The following is a 17,462-nucleotide window of genomic DNA, read 5'->3' as shown; positions in this document are numbered from 1 at the left end:
GGCTGCCATGGGCAGTGGAATCTGGTCCACCGACGTGTACGACGCCGCCGACCGTTACCGGCGCCGCACCGGCAAGAGCGCGTTCTCCTACAGCGACAGCGGCGCCCGCAAGGTGCACCCCGCGCTCGACCCGCGCGACGCGCTGCGGGAGAGCCGCGACTCCGCCGAGCACCCGCAGTCGACGCCGATCGCCGTGCTGTTCGACGTCACCGGCTCGATGGGCCACGTGCCCCGGGTGCTGCAGAGCAAGCTGCCGCAGCTGCTCGGCCTGCTGCTGCGCCAGGGGTACGCGAAGGACCCGCAGGTCATGTTCGGCGCGATCGGCGACGCCACCTGCGACCGGGTGCCGTTGCAGGTCGGTCAGTTCGAGTCCGACAACCGGATGGACGACGACCTCGGCCGGATCGTGCTGGAGGGCGGCGGTGGCGGCCAGATGATGGAGTCGTACGAGCTGGCGCTCTACTTCATGGCCCGGCACACGGCCACCGACAGCTGGGACAAGCGTGGCCGGCGCGGCTACCTGTTCATCATCGGCGACGAGCTGGCGTACCCGGCGGTGAAGACCGCTGAGGTGAGCCGGCTGATCGGGGACGGCCTGGGCGAGGACATGCCGGTCCGGCAGATGGTGGACGAGGTGACCGCGCGCTGGGACACCTACTACCTGCTGCCCGCCGGCAGCCACTACGCGGGCAACCGCAAGGTGCTGGACTTCTGGCGCGGCCTGCTCGGGCAGAACGCGGTCGAGCTGGACGACCTGGACGCGGTCTGCGAGACGATCGCGCTCACCGTCGGCCTCGGCGAGCAGGCCATCGACCTCGACGCCGGGCTGCGCGACCTGGACCGGGCCGGCTCGACGGCCACCCGGACCGTCTCGAAGGCCCTCGCCCAGGTCGGCTCGGGCCGGCGCGCGGTGGCGACGCTGCCGTTCAGCCCGGCCGACGGCGGAAGCGGGGTCACCCGGCTGTGAACCACGTGACGGTGGTCGACCTCGGCTACGGCGACGCCGGCAAGGGCACAGTGGTGGACCTGCTCTGCGCCACCCGGCAGGTCCACACGGTGGTCCGGTTCAACGGGGGCGCGCAGGCGGCGCACAACGTCGTCCTGCGCGACGGGAGGCACCACACGTTCGCGCAGTTCGGCGCCGGGACGTTCCGTCCGGGGGTACGCACGCACCTGGCGCGGCACGTGGTGGTGGACCCGCTGGCGCTGGCCGCCGAGGCCGACCACCTCGCGTCGGTGGGCGTGCCCGACGCGCTCGACCGTCTGACTGTGGACGGGGAGGCGCTGCTCGCCACCCCGTACCACCGGGCCGCGAACCGCGCCCGGGAGATCGCCCGGGGAGCCGACCGGCACGGCTCCTGCGGGCTCGGGGTGGGCGAGGCGGTCGCGTACGGCCTCGCCCACCCCGACGAGGCACCCCGGGTGGCTGACTGCCGCCGCCCGGCGGTGCTGCGCCGGCGACTGACCGCGCTGCGGGACCGGCTCACCGCCGAGCTGGGCCCGCTCGACGCGCCACCGGTGGACGACTGCCTGCCCGCGTACGCGGCCTTCGCGCGCCGGGTGGCAATCGTCGACCGGACCTGGCTGGCAGGTGCCCTGCGCGAGGGCACCTGCGTGTTCGAGGGCGCGCAGGGGGTGCTGCTGGACGAGTGGCACGGCTTCCACCCGTACACGACGTGGAGCACCACGACGTTCGCCAACGCCGAGACGCTGCTCGCCGAGGCGGGCATGGCCGGGACCGCGCAGCGGCTCGGCGTGCTGCGCACGACCACCACCCGGCACGGTCCCGGACCGCTGGTCACCGAGGACGCGGCGCTGCCGTTCCGCGACCGGCACAACGGAACGAACCCCTGGCAGGGGCGGTTCCGGTTCGGGCACTTCGACGCGGTCGCCCACCGGTACGCGCTGGAGGTGGCAGGTGGCGTGGACGGGCTGGCGCTCACCCACCTCGACCTGGCCCGGCCCGAGCTGCGGATCTGCCGCCGGTACGAGGGCCTGGACCGGCTCGTCCCCGGCCCGGCCGGTGACCTGGACCGGCAGGCGGCGCTCACCGAGCGGCTGATGCGGGCTCGGCCGGTGCTTAGCGAGTCACCGAGCGACTGGCCGGCTGCGGTCTCGGAGGCGCTGGGCGCGCCGGTGGTGCTCACGTCGCGCGGGCCGACGGCCGAGGAGAAGGAAGGGCCCCTTGTTAACGCCTTTTGTATGGGAAGGGCCCCTGCTTAACACCGCACCCCCGAGCATGGGTGCATGGGGGACGTGCTCGACCTGCTGCACCACACGGTGACGTCGCCGTGGGTGTACCTGGTGATCATCGCGGTCACCGCCGTCGACGCGTTCTTTCCGGCGGTACCGGGCGAGACAGTGGTGATCACCGCCGGGGTCTTCGCGGCCGGCGGCGAGCCGAACCTGGTGCTGGTGATCGTGACCGCCGCGTTCGGCGCGCTCGCCGGCGACCACATCTCGTACGCGATCGGGCGCGGCGGCGGCGCGCACCGGCTGGCCCGCTTCCCGGCGGACAGCAGGCGGCGGGCCAGCTCGGAGTGGGCCCGCCGGGCGGTCGACAGACGCGGCGGGATGATCCTGACCACCGCCCGGTACGTCCCCGGCGGCCGGACCGCCGTCACGCTGACCATGGGCGCGGTCCGCTATCCGGCGCGCACGTTCCTGCTGTACGACGGCCTGGCGTGCGCCACCTGGGGGGTCTACTGCGGGCTGCTCGGCTACTTCGGCGGCCTGGCGTTCGAGCACAACCCGCTGTCCGGGCTGCTCGCCGGCGTGGCCATCTCGCTGGCCGTCACCGGCCTGTTCGAGGCCGTCCGCTGGGGCCGGCGGCGGGCGCACCGGCGGGCTGCCGCCCGGCGCGACTGTTAACAAGGGGCCCTTGTACTACCGGAGGCGTTAAGAAGGGGCCCTTCCTTACCCCGCGGCGGGCGGGTGCCAGGTGACGCCGCGCAGGAGCTGGTCGGCGCCGAGCCAGGCCACGTTCATCATCCGGGTCGCTGTCTTCCCGGCGTCCGCCTCGGGGTGGTCGGCCAGCCAGTCGGCGAGCGACTCACTGGCGCCCACCAGCCCGTACGCGACCACCTCCAGGTCGGTGGCGCCGACCTCGCGGCCGGAGGCGCGCAACGCGTGGTCGAGCATGCCGGCGACCACCTCGACCAGCCGGCCGCGCATGGCGGCGAGTTCGGCGGCGAACGGCTGGGAGCCGCGGGCCTGCCGGTAGAGGACCGCCCAGCCGTCCCGGTGCGCGCCGACGAAGCCGAAGAACGCGCGCAGTCCGCGCCAGAGCCGCTCGTCGGCGGGCAGGTCGGGGGCGGCCGCGCCGGCGATCGCCTCCATCATCCGGGTGCTCTCCCGGTGCAGGCAGGCGATGAAGAGTTCCTCCTTGGTGCCGAGGTAGGCGTACACCATCGGCTTGGAGATGCCGGCGTCGTCGGCGATCTCGTCCATGCTGGCGGCGTGGAAGCCGCGGCGGGAGAACACCTTCACCGCCGCGTCGAGCATCTGCTGCTCGCGTACGGCGCGGGGGAGGCGCTTGAAGGTCGGCGTGCTGGACACCCTTGCGAGCATACCTACCCGTGCGTAAGGTTACGCCAGAGTAACCAAAGTGGCCCCGCCCGAGAGGTGCAATCCCCCATGACTGACTTCGACCCGGCCAACTTCGCGAACGTCGGCCCGAAGGAGTTCGCGCAGCTGGTCAAGTCCACGCCGGACGCCAAGATCAACGAGATCATGTCCGGCGAGGCGCGCGGCAAGATCCTCAGCGAGGTCTTCAACCGGATGCCCACGCTGTTCCGCGCCGACCGCGCCGGTGCCACCAACGCGGTCATCCACTGGAACATCACCGGCCGTCCGGACGGTGGCACCGACACCTACGAGATCGTCATCGAGAACGGCACCTGCACCGTCTCGGAGACCGCGACCCGCGACCCGAAGCTGAGCCTCACCATGGGCCCGGTCGAGTTCCTGAAGATCGTCTCCGGTGGCGCCAACCCGGTGATGATGTTCATGACCGGCAAGCTGAAGGCCAAGGGCGACCTGGGCCTGGCCGCCAACATCGCCAACCTGTTCGACATCCCCAAGGCCTGACATGGCCGAGTTCTCGCTCGACCTGAACGAGGAACAGCGGGACCTTCGCGACTGGGTGCACGGCTTCGCCGCCGAGGTCGTGCGCCCGGCCGCGGCCGAGTGGGACGCCCGGGAGGAGACCCCGTGGCCGATCATCCAGGAGGCCGCGAAGGTCGGCCTGTACGGGTTCGAGTTCCTCGCCACCTGCTGGGCCGACCCCACCGGCCTCTCCCTGCCGATCGCCAGCGAGGAACTCTTCTGGGGTGACGCCGGCATCGGCCTGAGCATCTTCGGCACCTCCCTCGCGGTCGCTGCGATCTACGGCGCCGGCACCCCCGAGCAGCTCGTCGAATGGGTGCCGCAGTGCTTCGGCGACGTCGACTCCCCGGCCGTGGCCGCGTTCTGCACGAGCGAGCCGGAGGCCGGATCCGACGTCGGCTCGATGCGTACCCGCGCCGTCTACGACGAGGCCACCGACGAGTGGGTGCTCAACGGGCAGAAGGCGTACGCCACCAACGGCGGCATCGCCGGGGTGCACGTGGTCACCGCCTCGATCGAGCCCGAGCTGGGCTCGCGCGGCCAGGCCGCGTTCGTCGTACCCCCCGGCACTCCCGGTCTGACCGCCACCCGCAAGCTGCGCAAGCTGGGGCTGCGCGCCTCGCACACCGCGGACGTCTTCCTCGACGACGTCCGGGTGCCAGGCCGCTGCCTGCTCGGCGGCAAGGACGCGCTCGACGAGCGTCTGGCCCGCGCCCGGTCCGGGCAGCGCGCCTCCGGCCAGGCGGCGATGCGGACGTTCGAGCTGTCCCGCCCGACAGTCGGCGCGCAGGCGCTCGGCGTGGCCCGCGCCGCCTACGAGTACGCCCTGGACTACGCCAAGGAGCGGGTCCAGTTCGGACGGCCGATCATCTCCAACCAGGCGGTCGCGTTCGCGCTCGCCGACATGAAGATGGAGATCGACGCGGCCCGGCTGCTGGTCTGGCGCGCCTCCTGGATGGGCCGCAACAACCGGCCGTTCACCGCGGGCGAGGGCTCGATGTCCAAGCTCAAGGCCGGTGAGGTGGCCGTCTCGGTGACCGACAAGGCGGTCCAGCTCCTCGGCGGCGCCGGCTTCCTGCGCGACCACCCGGTCGAGCGGTGGTACCGCGACGCCAAGATCTACACCATCTTCGAGGGCACCTCCGAGATCCAGCGGCTGGTCATCTCCCGGGCCATCTCCGGGATGCAGATCCGCTGACCGCCGGCGGGCCGCGGCCCGGCCCGTGACGACGTCGCACGCCGTCGCGGGCCGGGTCGCCGCTCCCGGGCCGACCCGAACCGCGATCGGGCGCAAGATCATGCCGAACCGGACGGCCGACCGTCCGGAGCCTGGTCGACGAACCACGAACGCGAAGGAGTTGCGCCGTGGACCTGCCGTTCATCGCCGCCACGCTGACCCGACGTGGACTGCTCGCCCCGGGCGGACCGATCCGCGTGGTCTCCCAGCTCAACGCGCTGCGCCGGTGGGGCTGGAGCCTCGCCGGGGAGCTGCGCCAGGCCGCCGCCCGCGACCCCGGCCGTGTCGCCGTGGTCGACGAGCAGGGCGCCACCATGACGTACCAGGAACTGCTCGACCGCTCCGAGCGGCTGGCCCGGTCGCTGCGCTCCCACCTCGGCGTGCAGACCGGCGACCGGGTCGGTGTGCTCTGCCGCAACCACCACGGCCTGATCGAGGCGATAGTGGCAGCGATGCTGCTCGGCGCGGACGCCGTCCTGGTCAACACCGGGCTGTCCGCCGCTCAACTGGTGACTGTGGCCGAGGAACAGGGCCTGCGCGTCCTGGTGCACGACGGCGAGTTCACCGAGCGCGTCCTCGGCCTCCCGGCCGAGCTGCACCGGGTCGACGAGCGGCGGCAGGAGGAGCTGATCGCCGCCGCCGTGCCCGGCGAGAAGCTCCAGCCGCCGGAGCGGGACGGCCGCACCATCGTGCTGACCTCCGGCACCACCGGCGCGCCCAAGGGCGCCCGCCGGCCCACCCCGCACGGCTTCGGCCCGCTGGTGTCCATCATCGACCGCATACCGCTGCACGCGCGGGACACCGTGATGATCGCCGCGCCGATCTTCCACACCTGGGGGTACGCCGCGCTTCAGGTGTCGTTCGCGCTGCGCGCCACAGTCGTACTGCACCGGCGCTTCGACCCGGCCGCCACGCTCGCCGCGCTCGCCGCTCAACCGTGCGATGCGATGTTCGCCGTACCGGTGATGCTGCAACGGCTGATGGAGGTGGCGCCGCCGCAGCCCCGGCCGCCACTCAAGGTGGTCGCGGTCAGCGGATCCGCGCTGCCCGGAAACCTGGCCACGGCGTTCATGGACCGGTACGGCGACGTGCTCTACAACCTCTACGGCTCGACCGAGGTCTCCTGGGCCTCCATCGCCGGCCCGGCCGAGCTGCGCGCCGCGCCCACCACCGCGGGCCGGCCGCCGCACGGCACCCGGCTGGCCATCCTGGACGAGACCGGCCGGCCGGTCCGCGACGGCGAGGTCGGGCGGATCTTCGTCGGCAACGAGATGCTGTTCGAGGGCTACACCTCGGGCGCCGGCCGGGAGAGCCGCGACGGCCTGCTCGACACCGGCGACCTGGGCCGGCTGAACGCCGACGGTCTGCTCTTCGTCGACGGCCGGGCCGACGACATGATCGTCTCGGGCGGCGAGAACGTCTTCCCGTCCGAGGTGGAGGATCTGATCGCCCGGTTGCCGCAGGTCCGCGAGGTCGCCGTGATCGGCGTACCGGACCCCGACTACGGCCAGCGGCTGGCCGCGTTCCTCGCGCTGCGCACCGGCGAGACGCTCGACCCGGAGGCGGTCCGCGAGTACGTCCGGCGCTACCTGGCCCGCTTCTCCGTGCCCCGCGACGTGGTGTTCGTCAAGTACCTGCCGCGCAACGCCACCGGCAAGGTGCTCACCCGGGAGCTGCGCCGCTACTTCGACTGATCCACATCGGTCACACGGCTGCCGTCCTCCGGTGCTACGGTCTCCCCCGATCGAACGGGGAAACGGGGAGCACCACAATGGACAGGCTTCGGCGGCGTACCGCACTCGGCCTCCTCGTCGGCGGCGCGTCCGCCGCCGCGCTCGGCCCGTTCGACCCGGTCCTCGGCGGCCGGCCCGACGACTCACCCACCCGGTGGCCGGTCCCGCCCGTCGAGCGGGAGAACCGCGCCGCCGGTGAGCCGTGGTGGCCCGAGCACGGCGGCCGGGCCGCCGACGACCGGCGGCGCCAGATCCAGGGGTACGCCTCGACGACGAGCGTCGCCCCCGGCGAGGAGATCGACTTCCACGTCGCGGTCAACCCGGGCGGCCGGTTCCGGATCAGCGTGCACCGCCTCGGCTGGTACGACGGCGCGGGCGCCCGCACGATGCTGACCAGCCCCGAACTGCGCGGCGTACCGCAGCCGGTGCCGGTGGCCGACCCGGACACCGGTGTGCTCGACTGCCGGTGGCCGGTGTCCTGGCGCCTGTCCGTCCCGCACGGCTGGACCTCCGGCCTCTACCAGGCGGTCTTCACCTCGGCCGACGGCTGGCGGGCCTGCACGCCGTTCGTGGTACGCGACGACCGGCGCCCGGCCGCGCTCTGCGTGGTGCTGCCGGTGACCACCTGGCAGGCGTACAACCAGTGGCCGCGCGACCGGCGGACCGGCAAGAGCCTCTACAACGGCTACCGGGCCGACGGGCGGCGCGACCCGGCGCTGCGGGCACGCGCAGTCACGTTCGACCGCCCGTACTCCGGCGCCGGCCTGCCCACCCACTTCGACCGCGACGAGGCCGCGATCCGGTGGCTGGAACGCAACCTCTACGACGTCAGCTACGCCACCAGCTTCGACCTGCACTCCGGGCGCCTCGACCCGGCCCGGTACCGGGGTCTGGTGTTCTGCGGGCACGACGAGTACTGGTCGGCCGAGATGCGCCGCGCCACCGAGGTCGGCCTGGACGGGGGCACCAGCCTCGCGTTCCTCGGCGCGAACAGCGTCTACTGGCACGCCCGCGTACGCGCCGCCGCCGACGGCCGCCCCGAACGGCTCGTCGAGTGCGCCAAGACGCTTCCCGACCCGGGCGCGGGCATCGGCGACCCGACCGTGACCTGGCGCAACCTCGACCGGCCGGAACAGGCGCTGCTCGGCGTGCAGTACAACGGCATCGTGTTGACCCCGCAGCCGCTCGTGGTGCGCGCCGCAGACAACTGGGTGTGGGCCGGCACCGGCGTGGCCGACGGCGACCGCATCCCGGGCGTGGTCGCGGGCGAGGCGGACGGGCTGCACGCGGCCCTCCCGCGGCCCGCCGGGACCACGCTCAGCTCCTCGCCGTACCCGGCCCAGCAGGGCGGCCGGCGGCTCCAGAGCAGCTACGTCCACGAGACGGCACGCGGAGCTGTCGTCTTCGCCAGCGGCACGCTCGGCTGGACCCTGGCACTGGACCGGCAGGGCCACCGCGACCCGCGCATCGAGCGGGCCACGGCGAACGTGCTCAACCGGATGGCCGGCCGGCGCCCCGGGCCGGTCAGCCCGGAATCGTGACCCGGCCGTCCACGGCCGCCGCCGCGATGTCGGTGCGGTGGTGGGAACCGGCCAGCTCGACGTTGCGTACCAGGGCGTAGGCGGCGTCGCGCGCGGCGGCCAGGTCCGGCCCGGTCGCCGTACCGCAGAGGACCCGGCCCCCCGCGGAGCGCAACGTGCCGTCGGCGTCGCGGCGGGTCCCGGCGTGGATGATCCCGGCCCGGTCCGCGCCGGTGATCACGTCACCGGTACGCGGGCCCGCCGGATAGCCGTCGGCCGCCACCACGACCGTCACGGCCGCGCCGTCGCGCCAGCGCAGCGGCGGGTGCGCGCCGAGCGTGCCGGTGGCGGCGGCGTGCAGCAGCCCGGCCAGCGGCGTCTCCAGCAGGGCGAGTACGACCTGCGTCTCCGGGTCGCCGAAACGCGCGTTGAACTCGATCACCCGCGGGCCGGACGGGGTGATCGCCAGGCCCACGTAGAGCAGGCCGGCGAACGGCGTGCCCCGGCGGCGCAACTCCGCCAGCGTCGGGCGCACCACGTCGCGCATCACGTCGTCGACCAGATTCGGCGGCGCCCACGGCAGCGGCGCGTACGCGCCCATGCCGCCCGTGTTCGGCCCGGTGTCGCCGTCGCCGACCCGCTTGAAGTCCTGCGCCGGCAGCAGCGGCACCGCCGCCTCGCCGTCGGTGACCACGAACAGGGAGACCTCGGGACCGGACAGGTACTCCTCGATCACCACCCGGCCGCACTCCGCGGCGTGCCGCTCGGCGACCGCCCGGTCGTCGGTGACCACCACACCCTTGCCGGCGGCGAGCCCGTCGTCCTTCACCACGTACGGCGCGCCGAACTCGTCCAGCGCGCGCCCCACCGCCGCCGCGTCCTCGCAGGTGTACGCGCGAGCGGTCGGCACCGCCGCGGCGGTCATCACGTCCTTCGCGAACGTCTTCGAGCCCTCCAGCCGGGCCGCCTCCGCGCTCGGGCCGAACACCGCGATGCCCTTGGCGCGTACCGCGTCGGCGACGCCCGCCACCAGCGGCGCCTCCGGCCCGATGACCACCAGGTCGGCAGCGACCTCGACGGCGAGGGCCGCCACTGCTGCCGGGTCGGTGGGTGTCACCTCCCGAAGTTCGGCCACCGCAGCGATCCCCGGATTCCCCGGAGCCGCGACGAGCGCCTCGACAGCCGGGTCACCGGCGAGTCCGAGCGCGAGAGCGTGCTCCCGCCCACCACCACCCACAAGAAGTACGCGCACGACCGGCATCCTACTGACCACCCCACCCCACCCCGTCGATCAAGGAGTTTGCGTCTCAGATTGAGCGGTGCGGGTCCGCAAACTCCTTGATCACCGGCGCTTCAGGGCGCGCTTGACCGTCTGGGGGATGTAGTCGGGGCGCAGGGTGTCGGACCAGGTGAAGCGGAGGATCCGCCAGCCGGCGTTGACCAGGCGGTTCTGCCGGAACCGGTCCGCGTAGACGGCCTGCAGCGTCAGGTGCGGGCCTCGGCCGTCCGCCTCCGCGATCAGACGCGCCCCGCGCCATGCCAGGTCCCCGACGCCGAGCAGGTAACCGTCCTCGTCCCGCACCGGCAGTTGCAGGACGTCCGGCGGCACGCCACCGTCGACGCACCGGAGCCTGGCGCGGGTCTCCAGCGGTGACTGTGCCCGGCCGTCCGCCTCGGCCAGGTATCCCCGAGCGGCGGCCGCGCCACGGCGTCCGGTGAGGTGCGTGAGCACCAGGGACAGGTCGTTCTCGGCCAGGATCCGCTGATTGAGCGCGGAGTCGAGGACGCACACCGCCGGATAGCGCCGCGCCCGCAGCAACACGTCGGCGACGGTGCGCGCCGGTGTGGTGACCGGTACGCCGCCGGCCCGGCACACGTCCGCTTCGGCGAGCGTCAACTGGTGCACCGTCAGGCCCGGCTCCGCCCGGCGCTGCACGTGCGGCCGATCCGGCGGCACCGAGACGTGGATCGCCGCCGTAGGCGGGAGACCGGCGATGCCGTGCAGCTCGGCGGCGGTACCCAACACGGCGACCGCGCCCCGCCCGAGGCTGGCGACCGTGGCGCGGATCATGGCACGTCGTAGTGCCACAGGCGTCAGCACGGCGGGAGACGGCAGGTAGCAGCCGCGCGAGACCCGGGTCCATCGCCCGGACCGGACGAGGTACCGGATCTGCTCCCGGCCGAGGCCCAGGCGCAACGCCTGCCCCGCCGTCACGAACCCGCCCTGCGTCGCGGCCAGCCGCGTCAGTTCGCCGAATTCACCCACACGCGCAGGCTCCCCCGCGCCACCCCACAGCCGACACCCCTGTGGACAACCCTGTGGAAAACCGCCCTCCACTCCACGCCCCACCCTGCCCCGGTGATCAAGGAGTTTGTGTCCGGATCCGACGCCGAAATGGACACAAACTCCTTGATCAACGGAGTGGGGGCCCGGAGGGCCCGGGGAGGGTGAGGGCGGGGTGGGGGGTGGGGTGGGGTGGGGTTAGGGGAGGAGGGAGTGGCGGAGGACGTTTTCCTCTCGGCCTGGGCCCACGCCCACCACGCTCACCCGGGTGCCGGTCAGCTCCTCGATACGGGCGATGTAGCGGCGGGCGTTCTCCGGGAGCTCGTCCTCGGTCCGCGCCTTGGTGATGTCCTCCCACCAGCCGTCGAGCTCTTCGTAGATCGGCGTGGCGTGGTGGAAGTCGGTCTGCGTCATCGGCATGTCGTCGAAGCGCTCGCCGTTGATCTCGTACCCGACGCAGATCGGCACCTTGGCCAGGCCGGTCAGCACGTCCAGCTTGGTGACCACCAGGTCGGTGACGCCGTTGAGGCGGCACGCGTACCGGGCCACCACGGCGTCGAACCAGCCGCAGCGGCGCTCCCGGCCGGTGGTGGTGCCGTACTCGTGGCCGACCTTGCGCAGGTGCTGCCCGTTGTCGTCGAACAGCTCGGTCGGGAACGGGCCCGAGCCCACCCGCGTCGTGTACGCCTTGCTCACCGCGATGACCTTGGTGATCGCGGTCGGCGGGATGCCCGCGCCCACGCACGCCCCGCCGGCCGTCGGGTTCGACGAGGTGACGAACGGGTAGGTGCCGTGGTCCATGTCGAGCATGGTGGCCTGGGCGCCCTCCAGCAGCACGGTCTCGCCGCGGTCGAGCGCGTCCCAGAGCATGACCCGGGTCTCGGCGATGTACGGGCGCAGCCGCTCGGCGTACTGGAGGTACTCCTCGACGGTCTCCTCGACGTCGATCGCCTTGCGGTTGTAGACCTTGAACAGCAGCTGGTTCTTCTCGCGGAGCGCCAGCTCCAGCTTCTTGCGCAGGATGCCCGGGTCGAGCAGGTCCTGGAGCCGGATGCCCATCCGGGCGACCTTGTCGCCGTACGCGGGACCGATGCCCCGGCCGGTGGTGCCGATACGGGAGCTGCCCAGGTAGCGCTCGACCACCCGGTCCAGCGCGCGGTGGTGCGGCATGATCAGGTGCGCGTCGCCGGAGATACGCAGGCGGGACACGTCCACGCCGCGCTCGGCGAGCCCGTCGATCTCCTGGAGCAGCACCTTCGGGTCGACCACCACGCCGTTGCCGATCACGATCATCGCGCTCGGTGACAGCGCCCCGGACGGCATGAGGTGCAGCGCATACTTCTGGCCGTCCGGCGTGATCACCGTGTGGCCTGCGTTGTTGCCGCCGGAGTAGCGCACGACGTAGTCGACCCGCTCACCCAGCAGGTCGGTAACCTTGCCCTTGCCCTCGTCGCCCCACTGGGCGCCGAGCAGCACGATCGCTGGCATCTTCTCGCCTCCAGAAGGCTCGGGTGCCAGGTGGCGACCGGTCAGCGAGCCCGGGGTGTCAGGCTAACAAGTAGTGACGGCGGGACCAGCAGGGGTTGGTCGAGAAGCAGGAGGCTCCTTCGTGTACGACGTGGTGCTGCTCACCCTCGGCTCGGAGCGGGACGCTCCCGGTGGTGGCTGCGGCAGCGGCGGCGCCTGCTGCGGCGGCGCGGACGACACCGCCGCCGAGAGCGGCGAGGAGCGCTGCGAGACGCCGCGCGTACCGGTGCTGGCCTGTGCGGACGAGCTGACCGCCCGGGGTGCCCGGGTGACCACCGTGACCGCCCGGTCGGACTCCGAGATCGACGAGGTGCTGGCCCGCCTCGACGGCCCGCCGCGCGCCGACGGCCTCACCTGGCCGGATTCCGACGGCAAGACCCGGCTCATCGTCGCCACGGCCAGTGACGGTCAGTTGCGCGCCGTCCTGCGCCGGCTGGTCCGGCGGTACGCTCCGCCGCCGAGTCGCCGCCCCGCGGACCTGGCCGCCAACCGTACGGTGCCCGACCTCCCGCCTGTGGGCGTACTCCCGCTCGATCCGGCCCGGTCCGGGACGGCGCGGGACCTGGCCGCGCAGCTCGGGCTGCCCCGGGATCCGGCGGGTGTGGCCGCCGCGGTGCTGGACGGCACCGCCCGGCGGCTTGACCTGCTGCGCAACGACGGCGGCTCGGTGACGCTGGACGGCGCGCTGCTCGGCGCCGCCGACGACGCGGGCCGCCCGCTGCACTGGCGGGCCCGGGTCGAGGTCGACGGCACGGTGCTGAGCGACGGTTCGGAGCCGATCACCGCGTGCGCGATCGGCAACGCGGGCGGGTACGCGCGCCTGGGCGAGGTGGACCTGCTGGGCGGCCCGGATCCGGCCGACGGGCGGGTGACGGTGGGCGTCGCCGTACCAGTGGTGACCCGGTCGGCGTTGGGCCGGAAGAAGGTCCGGCTGGAGGTACGCCGGGCGCGGGGACGTGCGGTGGCGGTGGTGCCCCGCGACGAGAAGGTGCCCTTCCTCGACGACGGCGTCGAGGGCGAGCTGAGCCGCAAGCGCTCCTGGTGGACCGAGCCGGGCGCCTGGGCGGTCTGGACGGGCTGACCTCGGTCGATCCCCACCCGGCTCGCGGCGCTGGCCGGACCGCCTATCCTCGGCGGAAGGAATGGGGAGGAACCGTGGTGCACGAGAACGACGACCGGGCCCACGTACCGGGCCGACCGCAGGTGCCGCAGCGGGACGTCGAGCCGCTGTGGCCGCCGGAGGAGACCGACGCGGCGGCGGCCACGATCCCGCCGTGGGCGTCGGTGCCCTGGCCGCTCCCGCCCGCCGACGCTCCCACGCCGGTGGCCGCGGACGTCCCGGCGCCCCAGGCACCGGTGGCGGCGGACGTCCCGGCGCCCCAGGCACCCGCTGTCGACCTGGACCTGCCGTTCACGCTCGACCGGGCGACCTCCGCCCCGTCACCGGCCCAGCCGGAACCGGCGGCATCCGGCTCACCGGCGGTGCCCGGTACGCCGACGGCACCCGTCCCGGCGACCACGCCCGCCACCGGGACGACCGGCCCGGGTACCACCGGCGAGGGCGCCGGGAACGGACGGCCCGGCTCGCCGTGGGCACAGCCGCCACAGCGGGCCGGGTCGGACTCCGCCACCACGCCGGACCCCGCCGACGCCACGGCGCCGCCGTCCGAGGCGGTGGAGGCCGACGGCATCGCGTCCGGCCGCGCCACCGTGGCACCGCCCCCGCCCGAGGCACTCTCCACCGACGGCACCGCCTCCGGCCGGGCCACCGTGGCACCGCCCCCGCCGCCTGACGCCCTCCCCGAGGACGGCACGGTGTCCGGCCGGGCCACCGTCGCCGGGACGCAGCCGTCGCCGGACTCCGGTACGGGACCGGCAGGGACGGGCGCGCCCGAGCAGGCGCCCCGCCTCGGGCCGTTCCCGCCGTCGCCGGGCGTACCGGCGCAGCCGTCCCCGTACGGCAACGGCTACCCGTCGCCCGGGTATCAGCCACAACCCGGTCAGCCCGGCTGGTACCCGCCGCCCGGCTGGACGCCCCAGACCGGCGTGCCGCAGCCGGGCGGCCCGCTGCCTCCGCAGGCGCCGGTGTCCGGCCCGGTGGTGCCGCCACCACCTCAGCCCGGAGCACCCCACCCGGAGCAGGGCTGGACGCCGCAGCAGGCGGTGCCCCCGACCGCCGAGGACTTCGCCCGCCGCCGCCAGGCCCGGCCGGTCGACCCGGTGGCCACCATGGGCGTACGCGCGGTGGTCAACAAGATCGGGCTGGTCCGGCTCGCGCCCGGGCGGCACGAGCAGGAGATGAAGCGCGACATCGAGATGGTCCGCCGCAACTTCGGCGGCCTGCGCCAAGTGACGGTGGTCAACCCGAAGGGCGGCGCCGGCAAGACGGTGGCGATCCTGCTGCTCGCCATGACGTTCGGCCAGAAGCGCGGCGGATACGTGCTGGCCTGGGACAACAACGAGACCCAGGGCACCCTCGGCATGCGGGCGCAGCAGGACTTCCACGCCCGTACGGTGCGGGACATGCTGCGCGACCTGGCCCAGTTCCAGGGCCCGCACGGCCGGGTGGGCGACCTGTCGCAGTACGTCCGCTCGCAGGGCGAAGGCATGTTCGACGTGCTGGCCTCGGACGAGTCCGCGACCGGCGGCGAGATGCTCACCGCCGCCGCGTTCGCGGAGATCCGTGAGGTGGTCAGCCGGTTCTACAAGCTGATCTTCGTGGACACCGGGAACAACGTCCGGGCGCAGAACTGGCAGGCCGCGATGGACGCCACCGACCAGCTCGTGGTGACCATGTCGGCCCGGAACGACTCGGCCGAGACCGCCGCACGGATGCTCGACCACCTGGAGCAGAGCGGCCGGCAGCGGCTGGTCCGGCAGGCGGTCACCGTGGTCTCGATGCCGCCGTCGCGCAAGGAGATCGACCTGCCCGCGATCCAGGCCCACTTCGCGGCGCGGACCCGGGCGGTGCTGCTGGCGCCGTACGAGCGGCTCATCGACACCGGCGAGCCGCTGCGGTACGGGCAGCTCTCCTCCGCCACCCGGGACGCCTGGCTGAAGATCGCCGCGTCGGTGGCGGAAGGGCTGTAGGACGGGCGCGACGGCCGGCACCCGGGTCGGGACCGGCCGTCGCGGCAGTGGTCAGTCGCCGGAGAGCGCGTCTCCGGCGGCCGGGTCGCAGTCGCGGAGGAACTGGGCGCACCGGGCCGCCTCGTCCGCCTCGCCGATCTCCCCCGCCGCGCGGGACAGCACGTAGAGGCAGCGGAGGAAGCCGCGGTTGGGTTTGTGCGACCAGGGCACCGGACCGTGGCCCTTCCAGCCGCTGCGGCGCAGCTGGTCCAGGCCCCGGTGGTAGCCGGTGCGGGCGTACGCGTACGCCGTGACGACCTGACCCGCGGTGAGCGCGCGGCCGGCCAGCGCGGCCCAGGCCGCACTGTAGGTCGGGAATCGGGCCGCGACCTCGGCGTACGCCTCGTCGGTGCCCTGCTCGGCCGCCGCCGCCAGCGCGGCGTCGGCCTCCTCGTGGACCGGGAGCAGGGTGGCCGGTGGCTCAGGCAACAGGTTCTGCATCGCCCCATTCAACCCGCTTCGCCCTCGGGTACGCGAGGGGCCTCGCCCGTACGGTTGGCTGAACGGCTGAGGGTTTCGTCACGCCTGCGGCGGGAGCACACGTACCCGCGGCCCATGCCGCCGCCGTGGTTCTTGCACTACAAATACAGATCCGGAGCCTCCCCAGGACCCGGTTACGCAGGAGCCCGGCGGCGTGCCCGCCGGGCTCCTGTCGTTCTCGCCCCCGGTTTCGGCACTTGCCGCGCGGGGGCAGGATGGCCTGGTGCCGACCCCACCACCCGCGGACGTCATCGAGCCGCACGCGCCCCACGTCAACGAGATCGAGACCCGCACCGCTTTCGAGCAGCGGCTGGCCGGGGGAACCCTGGCCGGTCTGACCGTGCAGGGCCTGCGCCTCGACCTCGACCCGGTTCCCGACCTGCGCGACGTCGACGTCACCGGCACGCTCTTCGTGGGCTGCCGCTTCGCCGGCCGCGAGGTGGGCGCGGACCTGGTCCGCCGGGGCGCCAACGTCGTCCCTCCGTTCTCCGGGCTGCCCTACCCGACCCAGCCGTCGCACCTCTACACCGCCGACGAGCTGGCCGCCGGGTTCGCCGAGGGCGGGTTCGCCGGGATGTACGACACCCGGGTGTACGCGCACTTCCGGGAGCACGGCGGCGCGCTGCCGGACGTACGCGAGGCGCTCGGTCAGCGACTGCACGACCACGGCGTGGACAACGCGCTGGCCGACGCCACCCGGTCGTGGCTGGCCGCGCACGGGCCGCAGTCGGTGGTGGGTGTGATGGGCGGGCACGCGGTGCCGCGCGGCAGCGTCGCGTACCGGATGGCCGCCGTGCTGGGCTGGGAGCTGGCACGGGCCGACCGCCTGGTGGTCACCGGCGGCGGTCCGGGTGTGATGGAGGCGGCGAACCTCGGCGCGTTCCTCGCGGCCTGGCCGGCCGAGGAGCTGTCCGCCGCGATCGACGTGCTCGCCGTCGCGCCGGACTTCACCGACCACGACCGGTACACGGCGGCGGCGCTGGCGGTGCGCAAGCGGTACGCGGACGGCCCGTCGCTGCCCTCGCCCCGCCCGTCGGTGCCAGGCACCGGGTGGGCCCGTTCCGGCGGGCTGGCCATCCCCACCTGGCTGTACGGCCACGAGCCGGCGAACCTGTTCGCGGGCCGGATCGCCAAGTACTTCTCCAACGCCATCCGGGAGGACACGATCCTGCGGCTGGCCCGGGGCGGGATCGTGTTCGCGCCCGGCAAGGCCGGCACCGTGCAGGAGGTGTTCCAGGCGGCCACCAAGACGTTCTACGGCACCGACGGGGCGAGCGGGGCGTACGTCTTCCTGGACCGCACGTACTGGACCACCGAGCTGCCGGTGGAGTCGCTGCTGCGGCCGCTGTTCGCCGCGTCCCCGTTCGGCGACCTATCGCACACGATCCATCTGACCGACGACGTGCGCGACGCCGTCCGGGTGCTGGTGCAGTGAAAGGAAGGGC

General features: G+C 73.7%; 15 protein-coding genes. 10 read left to right on the top strand and 5 right to left on the bottom strand.

From position 1 onward, the window contains the following. The first annotated feature begins 7 nt into the window (after window positions 1-7). The 3 genes from MICAU_RS01010 to MICAU_RS01000 are packed head-to-tail and all read left to right on the top strand — an operon-like array spanning window position 8 to window position 2,871. Entirely contained in the window at window positions 8-967 is a 960-nt protein-coding gene (locus MICAU_RS01010; RefSeq protein WP_013283409.1) for a hypothetical protein, read from the top strand. Then, window positions 964-2,223 (top strand): adenylosuccinate synthetase, encoded by a 1,260-nt coding sequence (locus MICAU_RS01005; protein ID WP_013283408.1) that lies wholly within the window; start codon window positions 964-966, stop codon window positions 2,221-2,223. The genes MICAU_RS01010 and MICAU_RS01005 overlap by 4 nt, the downstream gene beginning before the upstream one ends. A gap of 24 nt (window positions 2,224-2,247) precedes the next feature. Further along, window positions 2,248-2,871: a DedA family protein gene (locus MICAU_RS01000; RefSeq protein ID WP_013283407.1), complete on the top strand. Its 624-nt coding sequence runs from the start codon at window positions 2,248-2,250 to the stop codon at window positions 2,869-2,871. A gap of 45 nt (window positions 2,872-2,916) precedes the next feature. Here MICAU_RS01000 and MICAU_RS00995 read toward each other — a convergent pair whose 3' ends face one another. Next, entirely contained in the window at window positions 2,917-3,558 is a 642-nt protein-coding gene (locus MICAU_RS00995) for a TetR/AcrR family transcriptional regulator (protein ID WP_030273380.1), read from the bottom strand. A gap of 78 nt (window positions 3,559-3,636) precedes the next feature. On the opposite strand from MICAU_RS00995, the gene MICAU_RS00990 reads away from it, so the two are divergent. The 4 genes from MICAU_RS00990 (at window position 3,637) to MICAU_RS00975 (ending at window position 8,618) form a co-directional block, all read left to right on the top strand. Beyond that, entirely contained in the window at window positions 3,637-4,089 is a 453-nt protein-coding gene (locus MICAU_RS00990; RefSeq protein WP_013283405.1) for an SCP2 sterol-binding domain-containing protein, read from the top strand. 1 nt (window position 4,090) lies between these two features. Beyond that, window positions 4,091-5,305 carry an acyl-CoA dehydrogenase family protein gene (locus MICAU_RS00985; protein ID WP_013283404.1) on the top strand — a complete coding sequence of 405 codons (1,215 nt, stop codon included), beginning with the start codon at window positions 4,091-4,093 and terminating at the stop codon, window positions 5,303-5,305. 167 nt (window positions 5,306-5,472) lie between these two features. After that, entirely contained in the window at window positions 5,473-7,038 is a 1,566-nt protein-coding gene (locus MICAU_RS00980; RefSeq protein WP_013283403.1) for an AMP-binding protein, read from the top strand. Between the two features lie 77 nt (window positions 7,039-7,115). Beyond that, window positions 7,116-8,618, top strand: a complete 1,503-nt coding sequence (locus MICAU_RS00975; protein ID WP_013283402.1) for a N,N-dimethylformamidase beta subunit family domain-containing protein — start codon at window positions 7,116-7,118, stop codon at window positions 8,616-8,618. Here MICAU_RS00975 and purD read toward each other — a convergent pair. The 3 genes from purD to MICAU_RS00960 all read right to left on the bottom strand — a co-directional run bounded on the left by purD (window position 8,602) and on the right by MICAU_RS00960 (window position 12,369). Continuing rightward, on the bottom strand, window positions 8,602-9,849 hold the full coding sequence (gene purD, locus MICAU_RS00970) for a phosphoribosylamine--glycine ligase (RefSeq protein WP_013283401.1): 1,248 nt from the start codon (window positions 9,847-9,849) through the stop codon (window positions 8,602-8,604). The two genes, MICAU_RS00975 and purD, sit on opposite strands and share 17 nt — an antisense overlap. A gap of 90 nt (window positions 9,850-9,939) precedes the next feature. Continuing rightward, a complete protein-coding gene (locus MICAU_RS00965) occupies window positions 9,940-10,863 on the bottom strand; it encodes a type IV toxin-antitoxin system AbiEi family antitoxin domain-containing protein (protein ID WP_013283400.1) in 924 nt (307 codons plus the stop codon). A gap of 216 nt (window positions 10,864-11,079) precedes the next feature. Continuing rightward, window positions 11,080-12,369, bottom strand: coding sequence for an adenylosuccinate synthase (locus MICAU_RS00960; protein WP_013283399.1), 1,290 nt, complete (start codon window positions 12,367-12,369; stop codon window positions 11,080-11,082). 121 nt (window positions 12,370-12,490) lie between these two features. Between MICAU_RS00960 and MICAU_RS00955 the strand changes: the two genes are divergently transcribed. After that, on the top strand, window positions 12,491-13,489 hold the full coding sequence (locus MICAU_RS00955) for a diacylglycerol kinase family protein (protein ID WP_013283398.1): 999 nt from the start codon (window positions 12,491-12,493) through the stop codon (window positions 13,487-13,489). A gap of 74 nt (window positions 13,490-13,563) precedes the next feature. Beyond that, entirely contained in the window at window positions 13,564-15,498 is a 1,935-nt protein-coding gene (locus tag MICAU_RS00950) for a MinD/ParA family ATP-binding protein (protein WP_013283397.1), read from the top strand. A 51-nt stretch (window positions 15,499-15,549) separates the two neighbouring features. Here MICAU_RS00950 and MICAU_RS00945 read toward each other — a convergent pair whose 3' ends face one another. Further along, a complete protein-coding gene (locus MICAU_RS00945; RefSeq protein WP_013283396.1) occupies window positions 15,550-15,978 on the bottom strand; it encodes a DUF3151 domain-containing protein in 429 nt (142 codons plus the stop codon). Window positions 15,979-16,240: 262 nt separating this feature from the next. Here MICAU_RS00945 and MICAU_RS00940 point away from each other — a divergent pair, with 262 nt between their 5' ends. After that, the gene (locus MICAU_RS00940; protein WP_174361686.1) at window positions 16,241-17,452 is read left to right on the top strand and encodes an LOG family protein; all 1,212 of its coding nucleotides are present in this window, start codon (window positions 16,241-16,243) and stop codon (window positions 17,450-17,452) included. The last annotated feature ends 10 nt before the right edge of the window (window positions 17,453-17,462 follow it).

It is taken from the genome of Micromonospora aurantiaca ATCC 27029 (genome assembly GCF_000145235.1).
GTDB classification, from domain to species: domain Bacteria; phylum Actinomycetota; class Actinomycetes; order Mycobacteriales; family Micromonosporaceae; genus Micromonospora; species Micromonospora aurantiaca.
Note: the sequence above shows the minus strand (reverse complement) of the source record. Positions and strands in the feature narration are given on the sequence as shown.